17 protein-coding genes are annotated in these 17,703 nt (G+C 60.4%); 5 read left to right on the top strand and 12 right to left on the bottom strand.

The window, feature by feature from the left end; genetic code table 11:
* The 11 genes from C6W91_RS02955 to C6W91_RS03005 all read right to left on the bottom strand — a co-directional run.
* Positions 1-437, bottom strand: a 437-nt coding sequence (locus C6W91_RS02955) for a response regulator (RefSeq protein WP_370570417.1), incomplete at its 3' end; no start/stop codon positions are given.
* Between the two features lie 3 nt (positions 438-440).
* Positions 441-1,151 carry a phosphate signaling complex protein PhoU gene (gene phoU, locus C6W91_RS02960; RefSeq protein WP_065270282.1) on the bottom strand — a complete coding sequence of 237 codons (711 nt, stop codon included), beginning with the start codon at positions 1,149-1,151 and terminating at the stop codon, positions 441-443.
* A gap of 23 nt (positions 1,152-1,174) precedes the next feature.
* Positions 1,175-1,969: a phosphate ABC transporter ATP-binding protein PstB gene (gene pstB / locus C6W91_RS02965; RefSeq protein WP_065270281.1), complete on the bottom strand. Its 795-nt coding sequence runs from the start codon at positions 1,967-1,969 to the stop codon at positions 1,175-1,177.
* A gap of 11 nt (positions 1,970-1,980) precedes the next feature.
* A complete protein-coding gene (gene pstA, locus C6W91_RS02970) occupies positions 1,981-3,345 on the bottom strand; it encodes a phosphate ABC transporter permease PstA (RefSeq protein WP_274832247.1) in 1,365 nt (454 codons plus the stop codon).
* A complete protein-coding gene (gene pstC / locus C6W91_RS02975) occupies positions 3,345-4,823 on the bottom strand; it encodes a phosphate ABC transporter permease subunit PstC (RefSeq protein ID WP_065270279.1) in 1,479 nt (492 codons plus the stop codon). The genes pstA and pstC overlap by 1 nt, the downstream gene beginning before the upstream one ends.
* A 102-nt stretch (positions 4,824-4,925) precedes the next feature.
* Positions 4,926-5,981, bottom strand: a complete 1,056-nt coding sequence (locus C6W91_RS02980) for a substrate-binding domain-containing protein (protein WP_274866567.1) — start codon at positions 5,979-5,981, stop codon at positions 4,926-4,928.
* A 246-nt stretch (positions 5,982-6,227) separates the two neighbouring features.
* Positions 6,228-7,268: an ATP-binding protein gene (locus C6W91_RS02985; protein ID WP_370570418.1), complete on the bottom strand. Its 1,041-nt coding sequence runs from the start codon at positions 7,266-7,268 to the stop codon at positions 6,228-6,230.
* A gap of 62 nt (positions 7,269-7,330) precedes the next feature.
* Complete coding sequence (locus C6W91_RS02990) at positions 7,331-8,515, bottom strand: PLP-dependent aspartate aminotransferase family protein (protein ID WP_370570419.1); 1,185 nt, start codon at positions 8,513-8,515, stop codon at positions 7,331-7,333.
* A complete protein-coding gene (locus C6W91_RS02995; protein ID WP_274828112.1) occupies positions 8,516-9,040 on the bottom strand; it encodes a gamma carbonic anhydrase family protein in 525 nt (174 codons plus the stop codon).
* The gene (gmk, locus tag C6W91_RS03000; RefSeq protein ID WP_274828111.1) at positions 9,037-9,678 is read right to left on the bottom strand and encodes a guanylate kinase; all 642 of its coding nucleotides are present in this window, start codon (positions 9,676-9,678) and stop codon (positions 9,037-9,039) included. The genes C6W91_RS02995 and gmk overlap by 4 nt, the downstream gene beginning before the upstream one ends.
* Positions 9,679-9,709: 31 nt before the next feature.
* Positions 9,710-10,606, bottom strand: coding sequence for a YicC/YloC family endoribonuclease (locus tag C6W91_RS03005; protein WP_065270274.1), 897 nt, complete (start codon positions 10,604-10,606; stop codon positions 9,710-9,712).
* A gap of 266 nt (positions 10,607-10,872) precedes the next feature.
* On the opposite strand from C6W91_RS03005, the gene C6W91_RS03010 reads away from it, so the two are divergent.
* Complete coding sequence (locus C6W91_RS03010) at positions 10,873-11,700, top strand: PAS domain-containing protein (RefSeq protein ID WP_274866568.1); 828 nt, start codon at positions 10,873-10,875, stop codon at positions 11,698-11,700.
* Positions 11,701-11,922: 222 nt separating this feature from the next.
* On the opposite strand, the gene C6W91_RS03015 is transcribed toward C6W91_RS03010, so the two are convergent.
* On the bottom strand, positions 11,923-13,305 hold the full coding sequence (locus C6W91_RS03015) for a class II 3-deoxy-7-phosphoheptulonate synthase (protein ID WP_065270272.1): 1,383 nt from the start codon (positions 13,303-13,305) through the stop codon (positions 11,923-11,925).
* Between the two features lie 184 nt (positions 13,306-13,489).
* Between C6W91_RS03015 and C6W91_RS03020 the strand changes: the two genes are divergently transcribed.
* The 4 genes from C6W91_RS03020 to C6W91_RS03035 all read left to right on the top strand — a co-directional run bounded on the left by C6W91_RS03020 (position 13,490) and on the right by C6W91_RS03035 (position 17,700).
* Positions 13,490-14,497, top strand: coding sequence for a GlxA family transcriptional regulator (locus tag C6W91_RS03020; RefSeq protein WP_065270271.1), 1,008 nt, complete (start codon positions 13,490-13,492; stop codon positions 14,495-14,497).
* A gap of 290 nt (positions 14,498-14,787) precedes the next feature.
* Entirely contained in the window at positions 14,788-15,981 is a 1,194-nt protein-coding gene (locus C6W91_RS03025) for an ABC transporter substrate-binding protein (RefSeq protein ID WP_065270270.1), read from the top strand.
* 100 nt (positions 15,982-16,081) lie between these two features.
* Positions 16,082-16,870, top strand: a complete 789-nt coding sequence (locus C6W91_RS03030; RefSeq protein ID WP_065270269.1) for an ABC transporter ATP-binding protein — start codon at positions 16,082-16,084, stop codon at positions 16,868-16,870.
* Positions 16,867-17,700, top strand: a complete 834-nt coding sequence (locus C6W91_RS03035; RefSeq protein ID WP_274834128.1) for an ABC transporter ATP-binding protein — start codon at positions 16,867-16,869, stop codon at positions 17,698-17,700. Before C6W91_RS03030 ends, C6W91_RS03035 begins: the two co-directional genes overlap by 4 nt.
* The last annotated feature ends 3 nt before the right edge of the window (positions 17,701-17,703 follow it).

The following is a 17,703-nucleotide window of genomic DNA, read 5'->3' on the forward strand; positions in this document are numbered from 1 at the left end:
GTCTCCGCATCCAGAATGATGTCGTCAAACTCCAGCCGCACGCCAACGGTGGACGGACGCACCCGGCGCAACTGGGTCCGCACCCGCGCCATCAGCTCGATCACCGAATAGGGTTTTACCACGTAGTCGTCAGCGCCGGTTTCCAGACCGCGCACCTTGTCCACCTCTTCGGAACGGGCCGAGAGCATGATGATCGGAATGCCGCGGGTTTCGGGCCGTGTCTTCAGGCGGCGGCAAACTTCGATCCCGCTGAGGTTCGGCATCATCCAGTCCAGAACGATGATGTCCGGCGTGTCCTCCTCGACCAGAAGCAGCGCCTCTTCGCCGTTTTCGGCGCGGATCACACGGAACCCGTCTGCTTCGAGGTTGTAGGCCAGCACTTCACGCTGCGCCAATTCGTCCTCGACGACCAGAACAGTGGGCTGATCGGCAGCCATGTCTTAGACCTCCTGCGGAGTGGTTGAGGTGGTATCGGCCTTGGGCCGGTCGTCCTCGGGACGGCTGCCGGTAACCAGGTAGATCAGCTCTTCGCAGATCGAGGTTACGTGATCGCCCATGCGTTCGATGTTCTTGGCGATGAAATGGAGATGCATGCAGGGCGTGATGTTGCGCGGATCTTCCATCATATGGGTCAGGAATTCGCGGAATAGCGCATTATACATCTGGTCGACGTCGCGGTCGCGGGTGATCACATCGCCCGCCAGTTCGACATCGCGCTGGATATAGGCGTCCAGCGCATCCTTCAGCATCAGTTCAACCTCACGCGCCATCCGGCGCAGGGCGGCGGCGCTGTCCAGCGCATCATGGCCCTGGATCAGAACCCCGGTGCGTTTGGCGATATTCTTGGCGTAATCGCCAATGCGTTCCAGATTGCCGGCGATCTTCATCACCGACAGCACCACGCGCAAATCCACCGCGGCCGGGGCGCGGATGGCGATCACCCGAGCAGCTTCCTCGTTGATCAGCTCTTCAAGCCCGTCGATGGCCTTGTCGTCGGCGCGCACCTTCTGGGCCAGTTCCTCGTCCCGGGTTTCCAGCGCGCGCGCGGATTCCATGATGGCGGCTTCGACCAGCCCGCCCATTTTCATGATCCGGGCCTGGATCGCCTCCAGATCCCGGTCAAATGCGGATGCGATATGTTGCTCTTCCATGTCTCAGTCCTTGCAATGAGGGATCAGCCGATACGGCCGGTAATGTAGCTTTCGGTCCGCGGATCTTCGGGGTTGGTGAAGATCTGACCGGTGTTGCCGAACTCAACCAGGTTGCCGAGGTGGAAGAAGGCGGTTTTCTGGCTGACGCGGGCGGCTTGCTGCATCGAGTGGGTGACGATCACCACCGAATAGCTCGCGCGCAGCTCGTCGATCAGCTCTTCGACCTGGGCGGTTGCGATCGGGTCCAGCGCCGAACACGGCTCGTCCATCAGCAGGACTTCGGGTTCGGTCGCCACGGCGCGGGCGATGCACAGACGCTGCTGCTGACCACCGGACAGGCCGGTGCCGGGCGCATGCAGGCGGTCCTTTACCTCATCCCATATGGCGCCGCGGCGCAGGGATTTTTCGACGATCTCATCCAGTTCGGCCTTGCTCCGGGCCAGCCCGTGAATGCGCGGGCCATAGGCCACGTTGTCATAGATCGATTTCGGGAAGGGGTTCGGTTTCTGGAACACCATGCCAACCTTGGCGCGCAGCTGCACCGGATCGACCCGCTTGTCATAGATGTCTTCGCCGTCCAGCAGGATCTTGCCGGTGACGCGGCAGATGTCGATGGTGTCATTCATCCGGTTCAGACAACGCAGGAAGGTCGACTTGCCACAGCCCGAAGGACCGATGAAGGCGGTCACGGTATTGTCTTCGATCTCGACATTGACGTCTTTGATCGCGTGGGTGTCGCCGTAATAGACGTTGACGTCGCTGGCCGAGATTTTGATCGTGTTGGTCACAGTCTTATCCAGTCTACTCATGTCGTTCATATCGGTGCCCCCTACCAGCGGCGTTCAAAGCGGCGGCGCAGGATCACGGCCACCGTATTCATGGTTACGAGGAAAACCAAAAGGATAATGATGCCGCCCCAGGCCCGCTCGTAAAAGGCCGGGTCGGCGCGTTTGGCCCATTCATAGATCTGCGCCGGCATGGCCGAGTTCGGCGCCAGCAGACCATCGGCCAGGGTTTCCGGCGCGTTGGAGGCGATGAAGCCCACCATGCCGATCAGCAAGAGCGGCGCGGTTTCACCCAGTGCCTGCGCCAGGCCGATGATGGTGCCGGTCAGGATGCCGGGCGCGGCCAGCGGCAGCACGTGGTGGAACACCGCTTGCATTTTCGAGGCTCCGACACCCAGCGCCGCATCGCGGATCGACGGGGGCACCGCCTTCAGCGCGGCGCGGGTCGAGATGATGATCGTGGGCAGGGTCATCAGCGTCAGCACCAGACCACCCACCAGCGGCGCCGACATCGGCAGGTGCATGTAGTTGATGAACACCGCGAGGCCGAGGATACCAAAGACGATGGAAGGCACGGCGGCGAGGTTCGAGATATTCACCTCGATCACATCGGTCAGCCAGTTCTTGGGTGCGAATTCCTCAAGATAGATCGAGGCTGCAACCCCAATGGGCAGGGCCAGCGCCAGCACCACCAGCATCATGAACAGGGAGCCCATCATCGACACGCCGATGCCGGCGGCCTCCGGGCGTTGGTCCGAGGCATCCGCCCCAATGATAAAGTCGATGTTGAAGGTCTTCTTGATCACGCCTTCAGCGACCAGCGCATCCACCAGATCCAGCTGCGCGGCCGAGATGTTCTTGTCATTCTCGATGCTGTCGCGGTTGACGCGCCCTTTCAGGTAACCATCAACGCGGCTTTGCGCCAGAAAGCGGAACTCGACCGTCTGTCCGATCTGATCGGGGTTTTCGATGACAAAGGCCCGCAGCTGGGCGACGGCGTTCTTGGACAGAAGGCCGGCCATGTCCTTGGACTTGAGCCCGGTTTCGATGCCGCGCGCGTCGATCATGTCCTGCATCGCGCCCTTGACCAGCGGGGCATAGCCAAAGGTGGTGACCTTCTTGATGTCCTCGATATTGCGGTTGCCCTTCTTGTCGAGTTTGCTTTCCAACAGTTCCACGTTCAGCGTGACAAAGGTCTGCTGAAAGGCGCCCGCGCCGCGGCCCACGATGGTGGTGACCAGGACGGCCAGCATCATCAGGCCCACAAGGATGGCCGCAATGCCATAGGCCTTGAACCGGGTCTCGGCGGCGTTGCGTTTGCGGGTGCGGGGGCTTTGCGACAGGAGCGATCCGCCCTTGGTCGTCTGTGGCCCACCAGAGCCGCCGGAGGTGTGACTGATATCGGTCATTAGTCGTACTGCTCCCGGTATTTGCGCACGATATAGAGGGCCAGAACATTGAGCCCTAGCGTCAGAACAAAGAGGGTCAGGCCCAGCGCGAAGGCGACCAGAGTTTCCGGGCTTGCGAAATCGGTGTCGCCGGTCAGCTGGCTGACGATGCGGGTAGTGATGGTGGTCATCGATTCCAGCGGGTTGAGCGAGAATTTGGCAATCGCCCCAGCCCCCATGACCACGATCATGGTTTCGCCGATGGCGCGCGAGGCCGCCAGCAGCACGGCACCGACGATGCCCGGCAGCGCGGCCGGCAGAACCACCTGACGCACGGTTTCGGATTTAGTGGCGCCAAGGCCAAGCGAGCCATCGCGCATCGATTGCGGCACCGCGTTGATGATGTCATCGGACAGGGACGAGACAAAGGGGATCAGCATGATACCCATGACCAGCCCCGCCGTCAGAACCGAGGTGGCGCCGCTCATCCATTCGACGCCAAGAACGCCGTTTTCGCCTTGACCGAAGAAGCGCACCAGCAAGGGACCGACGGTCAAGAGGGCAAAGAGACCATAAACAATGGTCGGGATACCTGCGAGGATCTCCAGGAGCGGCTTGGCAAAGGCGCGCACCGCCGGGCCGGCATATTCCGACAGGTAGATCGCTGCGAACAGGCCAACCGGCACTGCCACCAGCAGCGCGATGAAAGAGATGTAAAGCGTGCCCCACAGAAGCGGCAGGATCGACAGTTCGCTGTCACCGCGGAAGTTCGGCGCCCAGGTGGTGCCAAAGAAGAAGTCGGTCCAGGAATGCAGCCCAAAGAAATTCTTGGTTTCAAACAGCATCGACAGAACGATGCCGATCGTGGTCAGGATCGCCAGAGAGGCTGCCAGGATCAGCAGCGCCATGACAACCCGCTCCACCACGTTGCGGGCACGGAAATCCTTGTCCGACTTGCGATATGCCAGCCCAAAGCCGCCAAGCGCCAGCAGGAGGACCGCGACGGTCATTGCCGTGCGGCCTGTGTGCGACAGCCCCCGGTAGGCGCGCGCGGCGTCCAGAACTTCGGGGCGCACATCGGCGCCAAGCGCGACGCCAACCTCCCCCAGAATGCCCCGCAAGTCGCCGGTTTCGCTGTCAAATTCGCGCACTTCACGGGCGCTCAGCGCGCCCTGCTCAACCGCCAGATCCAGCCCTTCGGCCACCCGGCGCACGTCGCTCATCACGAGGCTGAGCGAAGCATTTTCCGGCACCAGATCCGCGGGGATCATGGAGGACACCCGATTTTCGATCAGCATGGGCTGCGCCAATAGCCAGATCACCAGAGCCGCCAAAGACGGGATCAGTGCGCTCAACCCCACATGAGAGCCGTAGTAGCTCGGCAGGGAATGCAGCAGGCGCGGGTCACCACCGGCCGAAGCAAGCGCGCGGCGACGGCCCAGAACATATCCGGCGGCCGCGATGACACAGAGTAGAACAACAAGCCAGAACGTCGGCATCAAAGGCTCCGTTTGGTGGCGGATTAAAATTCAGAGTGTCCGATTGGACAGAGAAATGGCCGGGGGAACGTCCCCCGGCCAAGTCAGATCAGCGGGGAATGATTAGGAGTTTCCACCCATTACGTCTTCGTTTGCAACCGCTTCCTGGGTTTTCGCCAGTTCCGGGTCTGCAACCAGACCGTATTCGGCCAGCGGGCCGTCGGGGCCTGCAACTTCGTCGGCGATGAAGAATTCAGCATATTCTTTCAGGCCCGGGATCACGCCGATGTGGGCTTTCTTCACGTAGAAGAACAGCGGGCGCGAGACCGGGTATTCGCCGGTTGCGATGCTTTCGGTCGAGGGAACGATACCGGACATGGTTGCGACCTGCAGTTTGTCGGTGTTGTTCTCGTAGAAGGCCAGACCAAAGACGCCGATACCGTCTTTGTTGCTCTCGATGCGGGCCAGAGTCTCGGTGTAGTCACCGTCGATGTCCACGGAGACGCCATCGGTGCGCAGGGAGATACAGGCTTTCTCGGCTGCTTTCTTCTTGGCTTTGTCGCTGTCGCCTTCGGCGCCGGCCAGGATGTGCTCAAATGCGCCGGTGGCTTCGCAGCCCGCCAGGATCACCTTGTCTTCAAAGACTTCCCGGGTGCCGTGCTTGGTGCCGGGGATGAAGGCCTGGATCGGCTGCGCCGGGAAGTCCGGGTTCACGTCGGCCCAGGTTTTGTTCGGGTTGGCGACCATTTTGCCGTCGACCATAATTTCGTCGGACAGAGCCAGGTACCAGTCGGTCGGGGTGAATTCGAAACCGTTGCCATTGATGTCGGACGCAAAGACGATGCCGTCATAACCGATACGGACTTCGATGATGTCGGTGACACCGGCTTCGGCACAGGCTTTGATTTCTTTGTCTTTGATTTTGCGCGATGCGTTCGCAACGTCGATGGTGTTTTCGCCAACACCTTCGCAGAAACGCTTGAGGCCGGCCGAGGAACCGCCGGATTCAACAACCGGTGTCGGGAAGTCGAAGTTTTCGCCAAAGGCTTCGGCAACGATCGAGGCATAGGGCAGCACGGTCGAAGAGCCAGCAACCTGCACCTGATCACGTGCGGCGGCAGCGGTGGCCGAAACGGCAGCGATTGCCAGGGCGGATGCGGAAAGTTTCACAAAGGACATTTCAGTCTCCATGAGGTGTTAGAAGGTTCACGATCACCCCCACGATGATCTTGGCCTCCTGCTAAAGGGCGGTCATGTGGCTTTTGTGACAGGTATGTAACAGGCATATGACAATCGCCGGATTGTGACGGAAATTGTGACAAAAACCTTATCCTAACGGTTCACGGCGCCCACACGCTCCTGTGCAATCCGCAAGGGGGCGTTCTTATCTTTCGTTTTTCGGAAGCGGATGGTGGCGCAGGAAGGTTACTGCGGCAGGATCACGGTGAAGGATGCCCCTGCCCCAAGATCGCTTTCGACCCTAAGTCGGCCCCGGTGCCGGTTGATGATGTGTTTGACGATTGCCAGACCCAGACCGGTACCGCCCAGCTCCCGAGAGCGATGGCTGTCTGCGCGGTAGAAACGCTCGGTCAGGCGTGGCAGATGTACCGGATCAATACCCGGACCATTGTCGATCACCTGAATGCGGGCCGCCGGGGCGCGCAGGGCCGGATCTCGCTCCATCGGCGTCAGCACCACGCGCACCTCATCGCCACCGTATTTGATGGCGTTTTCGATCAGGTTGGTGAAGACCTGTTGCAGCTGATCGGAATCGCCGGTGACATGCACCGGCTCGTCGGGCGCCTCAAGCGACAGGGCGACATTGCCGGCCTCCGCCAGCAGCTGCATGGATTTCAGGGTGGATGTCAGATGCGCCGTAAGGTCCAGTTTTTCTTTTGGCCGCACCCGCTCCGCGCTCTCGACGCGGTTAAGGGACAGAAGATCGCCGACCAGACGGTTCATCCGGCTGGCTTCCCCTTCCATGATCGCCAGGAAGCGATCACGGGCTGCAGGATCGTCGCGGGCGGCGCCGCGCAGGGTTTCGATAAACCCCATCAGAGCGGTCAACGGCGTGCGCAATTCATGGCTGACGTTGGCGACGAAATCGCGGCGCATCTGGCCAGCCTGTTCGCGCTCGGTCACGTCGGTGAAACACAACAGCACGGCGCCGCCATTGACGGCGCCGATGCCGGGGACGTAGCGCAGGCTCACCTCGAATGTGGTGTCCTGCGCGCCGTCATTGGACAGATGTCGGGCGGTGCGCGCAGATTTGTCCTGCAGACAGGCTTCGATTGCAGCGGTGACGCCGGGCTGGCGCAGGATGGTGGCGAAGTGCCGCCCCTTCAGTTGCTGCCCCAAAAGGGTGGTGCCGGCCGCATTGGCCCCGATGAAGCGTTCGGTCTGATCCACCAGCACCGCAGGCAGCGGGATGGCTTCGAGAAACCCTTCGATCAGCTCTTGCGTCATGGCACTTTGGCCCCTTTTGGATGGCGGTTCGGCCCGTGTACCTTTCCAATGTAACGGTTTTATTATGACGCTGCGGCCGCCGCGACCGCCTCGGAGAACACCGCCAGTAGCGCCGCCGGGTCCTCCAGACCGACCGACACCCGGAAGAACCCTTCGCTGAGGCCGAGGCCCGCGCGTTCTACTGGCGTCAGGGCCCGGTGCGACGAGGATGCCGGATGCGACAGTGTGGTGCCCACATCACCTAGCGTCGGGGCAAAGTTCAGCCCGTCCGCCGCGCGGGTAAATGCGTTGGCCGCGGCCCGGCCGCCTTCGAGTTCAAAGCTGACCATATTGCAGCCCTGCCCCTTGAGCAGATCCATGGCCCGGTCATGATCCGGGTGATCCTTGCGCGTCGGGTAGATCACGCGCTTGACGCCCGGCATCCCGGCCAGATGATCGGCCAGCGCCGCAGCCGTGGCCTGGCTGCGCTCGAACCGCAGTTCAAAGGACAGCATGCCACGTTCGGCAAGCCAGCAATCAAACGGGCTGGGCGTCATGCCGGTGGTGACGGAAAACACGCTCAGCCGCTCATTCAGCGCCGGATCGCGTGCCACCACATAGCCCAGCATCACATCGGAGTGGCCGGCCAGCAGTTTGGTGATCGAATGGATGACGATATCGGCGCCGTGGTCGAACGGCTGAAACCCGCGCGGCGTGGTAAAGGTATTGTCCACCACCAGCAGAATCCCGGTTTCCTTGCACAGGGCGGACAGCCCGTCGATATCCGCGACCGCCAGCGTCGGGTTCGACACGGTTTCGACCAGAATCATCTTGGTCTCCGGACGGATCGCAGCACGCACGGCCGCAATATCCGCCGGATCGGCAAGGCTGGTTTCGATCCCCAGACGCGGCAGGTCTTCCTTCATCAAGCGCAGCGAGCGGCCATAAAGCTGGTTGCCGCCGATCACGTGATCGCCGGTCTTTGTCAGCCCCAGCAGAACCGCAGAAACCGCTGCCATGCCCGAACCGGTGACAACCCCGCCCGACATGCCTTCCATCGCATCCAGACGTTTGGCCACCACATCCGCGTTCGGATGTCCTTCACGGGAATAGGTATAGCCGTGCACGCGGCCTTCATACTGGTCATCCAGCGCATCAGGGGTTTCGCTGGCGTAAACCACCGAGGGGCTGAGCGGCGTCACGACCGGATGGCTGGCACTATGGGGAAGCGGATCGGGCCGCATCAGCGAGCCTTTGGAATTTCTCATTTAGTCGACCTTTTGCAGTTCTTCACGAAAGCGGCGCATGTTGTCCTGGTAATGGAGCGCGCTCCACTTCAGCTTTTCGATTGTTGCCTCATCTACCTGACGCACAACCTTGCCCGGAGCGCCCATGACCAGGGAGCCATCGGGAATTTCCTTGTTCTCGGTGATCAGCGCACCTGCCCCGATCAGGCAGTTCTTGCCGATCTTGGCGCCGTTCAACACGGTCGCGCCCATCCCGATCAGGGAGTTTTCGCCGATGGTGCAGCCATGCAGCATTACCTTGTGACCGATGGTGCAATTCTTGCCGATGCTCAATGGGAACCCAGCGTCAATATGCATGACGACGTTCTCCTGCACATTCGATCCTTCGCCGATGCGGATCTCTTCGTGGTCGGCGCGGATGGTGCAGCCGAACCAGACCGAAGATCCGGCCTCCATCACCACCTTGCCGACCAAGTTGGCATCGGGGGCAACCCAGGTATCTTCGTGGATCTCGGGCTTGTCTGTTCCAAGGGCATAAAGGGTCATGACATTTCCTCAAACTCTGCTTGCAGGCCGCGCACGTGATCCACCAGATGCGGTTGCTGGATCCGCCGCAGACGGGTCGCGGTGATGATGGTGCGCAGGGCTTCCTCGGTGGTGTCCAGATCGTCGTTGATCAGCACATGGTCATAGCTGCCCCAGTGGCTGATTTCGTCCCAGCTTTTCTCCATCCGCCTTTTGATGGTGTCGGCATCGTCCTGACCGCGGCTTTCCAGTCGGCGGCGCAGCTCGTGGATCGAGGGCGGCAAGAGGAAGATCGACAGTGTGTGCTGGCCAAGGTCCGAATTGCGGATCTGCTGCGCCCCCTGCCAGTCGATGTCAAACAGCACATCCTGACCCGCGTTGATCGCCGCCCGCACCGGCCCCTTGGGAGAGCCGTAGAAGTTGCCGAAGACATGCGCGTGTTCCAGCATCTCGCCCTCAGTGACGGCAGCTTTGAATTCATCCACCGTGCTGAAGTGGTAATCCTGACCGTCGACCTCTCCCTCGCGCGGGGCACGGGTGGTGGCAGAGACCGAAAACCGGATGCTGTCGTCCCAGCTCCGCAGCCGTTTCGCCAATGTGGATTTGCCTGCGCCGGACGGCGACGACAGGATGATCAATAGGCCTCGCCGATCAGCCATCAGCTGCTCTCCTCAAATTCTATAGTCTGGGTCATTCGATGTTCTGCACTTGCTCGCGCATCTGATCTATTATCGCCTTCAGCTCAAGCCCGACAGCGGTCAGATCGCTGCTTTGCGCCTTTGAGCACAGTGTGTTGGCCTCACGGTTGAACTCCTGCATCAGGAAATCCAGCTTGCGACCGATCGGGCCACCGGCCTCTAACAGCTCACGCGCCGCACGCACATGAGCGGCAAGACGGTCGATTTCCTCGGTCACATCTGCCTTGACCGCGATCAGCGCCAGTTCCTGCGCCAGACGGTCGGGGTCCATGCCATCGGAATTCGCCAGAACCCGTTCAAGATTGGTCTTAAGAGTTTCCGCGATTCTGGGCTTGCGCTCTTCTGCCAGAGCCGCCGCCGAAGCGCTGAGGGCCTCCACTTGGTCCAGTTGACGCTTCAATACATTAAGCAATTGGGCGCCTTCGGTCCGCCGCATTTCGGTGAGGCCCGCCAAAAGGGTTAAGAATTCGTCCTTCAGCGCGGCCACCAGCGGCGCCGGGTCGTCCTCTGTCACCGCGTGTTCCATCACCCCGCGCAGGGCTAGAATGTCCGATGCCGACGATGGTTTCAGGTCCACTCCCGCCGCCTGTGCAGCTGCTTCGGTCTGCGCCAGTGCCTCCAACACCGACGTGAGTGCCGCCGGGTTCAGTTGCAGTGGCCCGCCCCCCTCTTCCCGGCGCGTCAAACGCAGGGTCAGCGAGATATTCCCGCGCGATAGAGATTTGGAAAGTGTTGATCTGACAAAGGGTTCCAGACCTTCCAGCCAATCGGGAATGCGCAGGCGCAGGTCCAGCCCCTTGGCATTGACCGACCGGATTTCCCAGCCCCAGCTATGCGCATCAAGGCCCCCTTGCGCGGATGCGAATCCTGTCATGCTGTTCACAGTCATACACTCAGCCCTTCGTCGTTTTCTGCGCGCGACATTGCCACAAAGGCGCCGATAAGCACAACGGATGCAGGCCTTATTCTTTGGTATAGAAGGCCTATCCGGATCCCGTTAACCATTGCTTGAAGAAATAGTCATAATTTGAATCATATTGTGCCATATTAATGAAGCAGTAAGGATTTGGGCGGATATTGTTAAGCAGTCTTAAGAAAGCTTAACCTGCCGCCGCAGACAGTCGGGATTCTCCCGGCAAGCAAAAGGACACGGACATGTTTTTCGGCGGTCGCAAAAGCTCTGGACAGAACAAGGGTCACGACAAGGTGGTTCCGATGGACAACTTCCGCAGCCACACCCCCGTGTCGGCGATGCGCCAGGCAGAAGCCTACTGGACAGCCCTGCGTCGGGGTGATGACATTCCCAGCCGCTCGCAAATCGATCCGCGTGGTCTGGAAAACATCCTGTCCCAGACCTTCATTCTCGAACGCGTGGCCCCCGGCATCGCCCGGTTCCGCCTTGCGGGCCAGAAGGTCAACGAGATGGCAGGAATGGAAGTGCGTGGAATGCCGATCACGGCGTTCTTCACCCCCGATGCCCGCAAACAGCTGAGCGCCGCATTGGAGCACATGTTCGAAGCCCCCGCTATCGTTGAGCTGGAGCTGCAAACCGAACCCTCGCGTCTGCGGGGACGACGTGAGGCACGGATGTTGCTGCTGCCGCTGCGCAGTGATCTTGGCGATGTCAGCCGCGCGCTGGGCGTCTTCGTCTCGGAGGGCAACCCGACGGGAACATCACAGCGCTTCACGGTGTCCTCGATCGAGATGCGGACTATCTCTCAGGGCAGCACCGATGGCGAATTCAAGGCAAAGCCGCGCGAAGAGAAGCAAGATATCAATACGCCGAACCCCGGTTTTGCAGAAACACAGGAGCGGTTCACGACCGAAAAGTCCATTCTCGACGAGGCGCGCGCCCTTGCCGACCGCGGCACCCTGAAGACGACGCCGGATGCAGAAAAATCGGGTGAAACCGCAGACAGCGGCGCCAGCCAAAAGGCGCCCAAGCGTGGCTCCCACCTGCGCCTGGTGGTCAGCCGCGACTAAGAGCATATATAGCCGGAGCACTCCGGCCGAGATTCCGGTCCAAGGTCATAGCACCGGAAAATACGCCCCGCGGAAGAACTCCCGGGGCGTTCCCTTTTCTGCCGGGCTTCACCGTTTTCAAGTCTGCCATGCAGCTCAAAGCAAAAAGCCGCCCCGAATGGAGCGGCTTTTCTTTTGTTATCAGCCCCCTAGGCGCAGTCCCTAAGGTAAGCGCCCCTCGCTTCAGCCAGCCTCGGCTGTCGCAGCGGCGCCACCGCGTTGACCGCGCAGGGTGGACAGCTCTTCCGCTACCAGGAACGCCAGTTCCAGAGATTGGCTGGCGTTGAGACGCGGATCGCAGGCCGTGTGATAGCGGTCGCTGAGGTTTTCGTCGGTGACAGCCCGTACGCCGCCGGTGCATTCGGTGACATCCTGACCGGTCATCTCGAAATGCACGCCGCCGGGAATGGTGCCCTCGCTGGTGTGAACTGCGAAGAAATCGCGCACCTCGCGCAGAACGCTGTCAAAGGGCCGGGTCTTGTAACCGCTGGTGGACTTGATGGTATTGCCATGCATCGGGTCGCAGACCCATGTGACATTGGCGCCCTCTTCCTTCACCGCCTTGATAAGGCGCGGCAGATGATCCGCTGCCTTCCCGGCGCCGAAGCGGGCGATCAGCGTCAGACGGCCCTCTTCGTTCTCGGGATTCAGCTTGGCCATCAACTCCTTGAGGTCGTCGGCGGTGGTGGTCGGGCCGCACTTCAATCCGATCGGGTTCAGAACACCGCGGCAGAACTCCACATGCGCGCCGTCGGGCTGGCGGGTGCGGTCACCGATCCAGATCATGTGGCCGGACCCGGCCAGCCATTTGCCGGAGGTCGAATCAAGACGTGTCAGCGCCTCTTCATATTCCAGCAGCAGACCTTCGTGGCTGGTGTAGAACTCCACCGTCTGCAGCGTATGCGCGGTGTCGTTGTTGACCCCGGCTGCTTTCATGAAGTCCAGCGTGTCGGTGATCCGGTTCGCCATCTCGCGATAGGTCTCTGCCTTCTCGCTTTCGGTAAAACCGAGCGTCCAGGCGTGCACCTGATTCACATCCGCGTAACCGCCGGTCGAAAACGCGCGCAGCAGGTTAAGCGTTGCAGCCGCCTGCGTATAGGCCTGCAGCATCCGGTTCGGATCCGGCACCCGCGAGGACTCGTTGAAGGCCAGATCGTTGATGATATCGCCGCGGTAGCTGGGCAGCTCAACACCATCCACCACTTCGGTCGGGGCACTGCGCGGTTTGGCGAATTGCCCGGCCATCCGGCCCACCTTCACCACCGGCACCTTGGCGCCATAGGTCAGAACCATCGCCATTTGCAGCATCACCTTGAAGGTGTCACGGATTGCATCGGCGCTGAACTGTTCAAAGCTTTCGGCGCAATCGCCACCCTGAAGCAGGAAGGCCTCGCCGCGCCCGGCGGCTGCCAGGTGTTGTTTCAGACGCCGTGCTTCGCCCGCAAAAACCAGCGGCGGATACTTGGAAAGCTGCGCCTCGACGGCCGCAAGGGCCGCCGCGTCGGTATAGTCGGGCATCTGAACCCGCGGTTTCTGGCGCCAGGTCGATTTTTGCCACTCACTCATAGCTTTTCTCCGCTCAAGAGGTCTTTGGGTATTTTCGGGCCCCACGTATACAAAACCCCGTGGCCACTGGCCAGTTCAGAATTTGAACATCTTGACCCGGCGGCATTCCTGTGAGCACGGTCAAAGACAGCCAGAACGAGCCCGACTCTCTGCGCATTATCCACAACAGTCAGGGGCCCGCACCATGCAGAACCAACGTAAACGAGTTGAACTTTCCGAATCCGTCGGTCCGACCAAACGGTTCGTTTTTGTATTGCTCGAACGGTTCTCCATGCTTTCCTTTGCCTCAGCCGTTGAATGTTTGCGCATTGCCAATCGGATGAGTGGGCGCGAGCTTTATTCATGGTCGCTGCTCGCAGAAGGCGGAGAGACGGTTACCTGCTCAGCCGGAACCACCTTTCAGCTTGATGGTGACCTCAGCGAACTCCAGCGCGATGACACCATCCTTTTGTGCGCTGGGATCGATGTTCAGGGCGCCACAAGCAAGAAGCTGCTGTCTTGGCTGCGGCGCGAGGCCCGCAAGGGATTGAAGGTGGGAGGGCTGTGTACAGCATCCTACGCACTGGCCAAGGCCGGGCTTCTGGACGGAAAACGCGCAACCATTCACTGGGAAAATGCGGATAGTTTTTCCGAGGAGTTTGAAGAGGTTGAGCTGACAAAGTCGGTGTTCGTCATCGATGGGAACCGGCTGTCTACGGCCGGCGGGACCTCTTCGATTGATCTGATGCTGAAACTCATTGCCAATGACCACGGTGAAGAACTGGCCAATGCCGTGGCCGATCAGCTGATCTATTCGTCGATCCGGACCGATCAGGACACCCAGCGCCTTTCGATCCCGACCCGGATCGGCGTGCGCCATCCGAAACTGTCGATGGTCATCCAGATGATGGAAAGCAATATCGAAGAGCCGATCAGCCCATCGATCCTGGCCCAGGATGTCGGCATGTCGACGCGCCAGCTGGAGCGACTGTTTCGCCGCTATCTGAACCGCAGCCCCAAGCGCTATTATATGGAGCTCCGTCTGCAGAAGGCGCGCAATCTGCTGATGCAGACCGACATGAGTGTCATCAACGTGGCGCTGGCCTGTGGCTTTGCCTCACCTTCGCATTTTTCGAAATGCTACCGAGCGCATTATGACACCACACCTTATCGTGAACGCGGCAGTAAATCGACACAGGCCGCCCCACGCTGAATGCGTCGTTGCACGTGGCCCTGATCGGCGGATCCCGGATCACTCTCACGGAGAGCATTTGGCGGCCAATTTTGGCAACGCAGTCGCGTGATTGTGTTCTTTTCCTTTGCGGAGGAACGCTGTAAAGGCACGTCCCAGTCGGGTTTATAGATAAAAACCATGCCTGATGATGGAGGAATCGGCCCCAAAGCAAGCCGAGTGCGAAGCGAGGTCCAAATGGACTTTCTTTTTTCAAACGCCTTGCCTAGGGTCCAATGTGAACAGATTTGTTCCAACAAGGGAGTTTTCAAATGAAAAAACTACTGCTGGCCACAACGGCCGTTGCACTGACCGCGGGCACCGCATTTGCTGGTGGCCACGCCAAGGAAGTGAAACTGGGCGTTCTGCTTGGCTTTACCGGCCCGATTGAATCGCTGACCGCAGCCATGGGTGCCGGCGCCGAAATGGCAATGGCAGAAGCCACCGCATCCGGCAAACTGCTGGACGGCGCTTCGGTGACCTCTGTACGCGCAGATACCGGCTGCATCGACAACGGTCTGGCTGTTGCCAACGGTGAAAAACTGGTCGCTGAAGGCGTCAACGGCATCATCGGCGGTGACTGCTCGGGCGTGACCGGCGCGATCCTGCAGAACGTTGCGATTCCGAACGGCATGGTGATGATCTCCCCTTCGGCGACCTCGCCCGGGCTGACCACCATGGAAGACAACGACCTGTTCTTCCGCACCTCGCCCTCGGACGCCCGTGAAGGCGAAGTGATGGCCGAGATCCTGCAGGAGCGTGACATCAGCTCGATCGCCCTGACCTACACCAACAACGACTACGGCAAGGGTCTGGCGGACGCGATCAAGACCTCGTTTGAAAAGGTCGGCGGTGAAGTCACCATCGTAGCAGCCCACGAAGACGGCAAAGGCGACTATTCCGCCGAGGTTGCCTCGCTGGCTTCTGCCGGCGGCGACATCCTGGTGGTTGCCGGGTATCTGGACCAAGGCGGCCTGGGCATCATCCAGTCCGCGCTGGACAGCGGCGCCTATGACACCTTCGGTCTGCCCGGTGGCATGATCGGTGACAGCCTGCCCAAGAACGTGGGTTCCGACCTTGATGGCTCCTTTGGCCAGATCGCCGGTTCTGACTCCAAAGGCGCGGAAGTCTTTGCCGAGATGGCCAAGGCGGAAGGCTTTGACGGTACATCGGCCTATGCACCGGAATCCTATGACGCAGCGGCCCTGTTCCTGCTGGCCATGCAGGCTGCAGGCTCCACCGATCCGGCGGAATACGGTCCCAAGATCATGGAAGTTGCTAACGCTCCGGGTGAGCCGATCAACCCCGGTGAACTTGGCAAGGCACTGGAAATCCTGGCCGCTGGCGGTGACGTGGACTTCCAGGGTGCGACCGGCGTTGAGCTGATCGGCCCCGGTGAGAGCGCAGGCTCCTACCGTGAGATCGAAGTCAAGGACGGTGCAAACACCACCGTGAAATTCCGTTAATCCTGAACAGGATAACGCAAACGAGAGATCAGCCCGGCATCGTCCGGGCTGTTCCAAATTTAAAGACTGCAAAAAACAAGCAGTTAGGGGATGAAATGACATGATCGTCGTCGAGGACTTGCACAAGCACTTCGGCGGGTTCCACGCGGTTGATGGCGCTTCGCTTGAAATCGCAAAGGGCTCCATAACCGGTTTGATCGGGCCAAATGGCGCGGGAAAAACCACTCTTTTCAACGTGATTGCGGGTGTTCTTGAACCCACCTCCGGGCGGGTCACCATGGATGGTGAGGACATCACCGGCCTGCCCCCGCATGAGCTGTTCCATAAGGGATTGCTGCGCACTTTCCAGATCGCGCATGAGTTTTCCTCGATGACCTGCCGCGAGAACCTGATGATGGTTCCGGGCAGCCAGTCGGGTGAGAGCCTGTGGAACACCTGGTTTGGCCGCAAGCGCATCGCCAACGAGGAACGCGCCCTGCGTGCAAAGGCGGACGAGGTGCTGGAGTTTCTGACGATCAGCCATATCGCCGATCTGAAGGCGGGTGAGGTTTCCGGCGGGCAGAAGAAGCTGCTGGAACTGGGCCGCACCATGATGGTGGACGCCAAGATCGTCTTCCTCGACGAGGTCGGCGCCGGCGTGAACCGCACCCTGCTCTATACCATCGCCGATGCGATCAAGCGCCTGAATGAGGAACGCGGCTATACCTTCGTCGTGATCGAACACGACATGGAGTTCATCGGCCGCCTGTGCGATCCGGTGATCTGCATGGCCGAGGGCAAGAAACTTGCCGAAGGTACGTTGGACGAGATCAAGGCCAACGAACAGGTGATCGAAGCTTACCTGGGCACCGGTCTGAAAAACAAAGACAAAATAGGGGCAGACGCATGAGCGGCAACCCGTATCAGGACGATCGTGGCAACAAGGATTCCACGATCACCAACACCCATGGCGCGGGCACGATGCAGCCTGCCCACCGCAAGAGCGGCCCCACCACCAAGGTTGAGGGCGACAGCCCCTTCCTGATCGGCGATAGCATGACCGGCGGATACGGCAAGGGACCGGACATCCTGCATGACTGCACCATCGCCGTGAACCCGGGCGAGATCGCCGTGATCGTTGGCCCCAATGGCGCCGGCAAATCCACCGCGATGAAGGCCGTGTTCGGCATGCTGAACGTGCGTTCTGGCGCGGTGCGTCTGGATGGTGAGGATATCACCCAGCTCTCGCCGCAGGACCGCGTGGTCAAGGGGATGGGCTTTGTGCCCCAGACCAGCAATATCTTCACTTCGATGACGGTTGAGGAAAACCTGGAGATGGGCGCCTTCATCCGCACCGATGATTTCTCGGACACGATGGAACAGGTCTATCACCTCTTCCCGATCCTGAAGGAAAAGCGCAACCAGCCTGCGGGCGAATTGTCGGGCGGTCAGCGTCAGCAGGTGGCCGTAGGCCGCGCGCTGATGACTCAGCCCAAGGTTCTGATGCTGGACGAGCCCACCGCTGGCGTGTCGCCCATCGTCATGGACGAGCTGTTCGACCGCATCATTGAGGTTGCCCGCACCGGGTTGCCGATCCTGATGGTGGAACAGAACGCCAAACAAGCCCTTGAGATCGCGGACAAAGGTTATGTCCTGGTCCAGGGCCGCAACGCCTATACGGGCACCGGTCAGGAACTGCTGGCCGACCCCGAAGTGCGCAAATCTTTCCTGGGGGGCTGAGGC

Source organism: Phaeobacter sp. SYSU ZJ3003 (genome assembly GCF_041300735.1).
GTDB lineage: Bacteria > Pseudomonadota > Alphaproteobacteria > Rhodobacterales > Rhodobacteraceae > Phycobacter > Phycobacter gallaeciensis_A.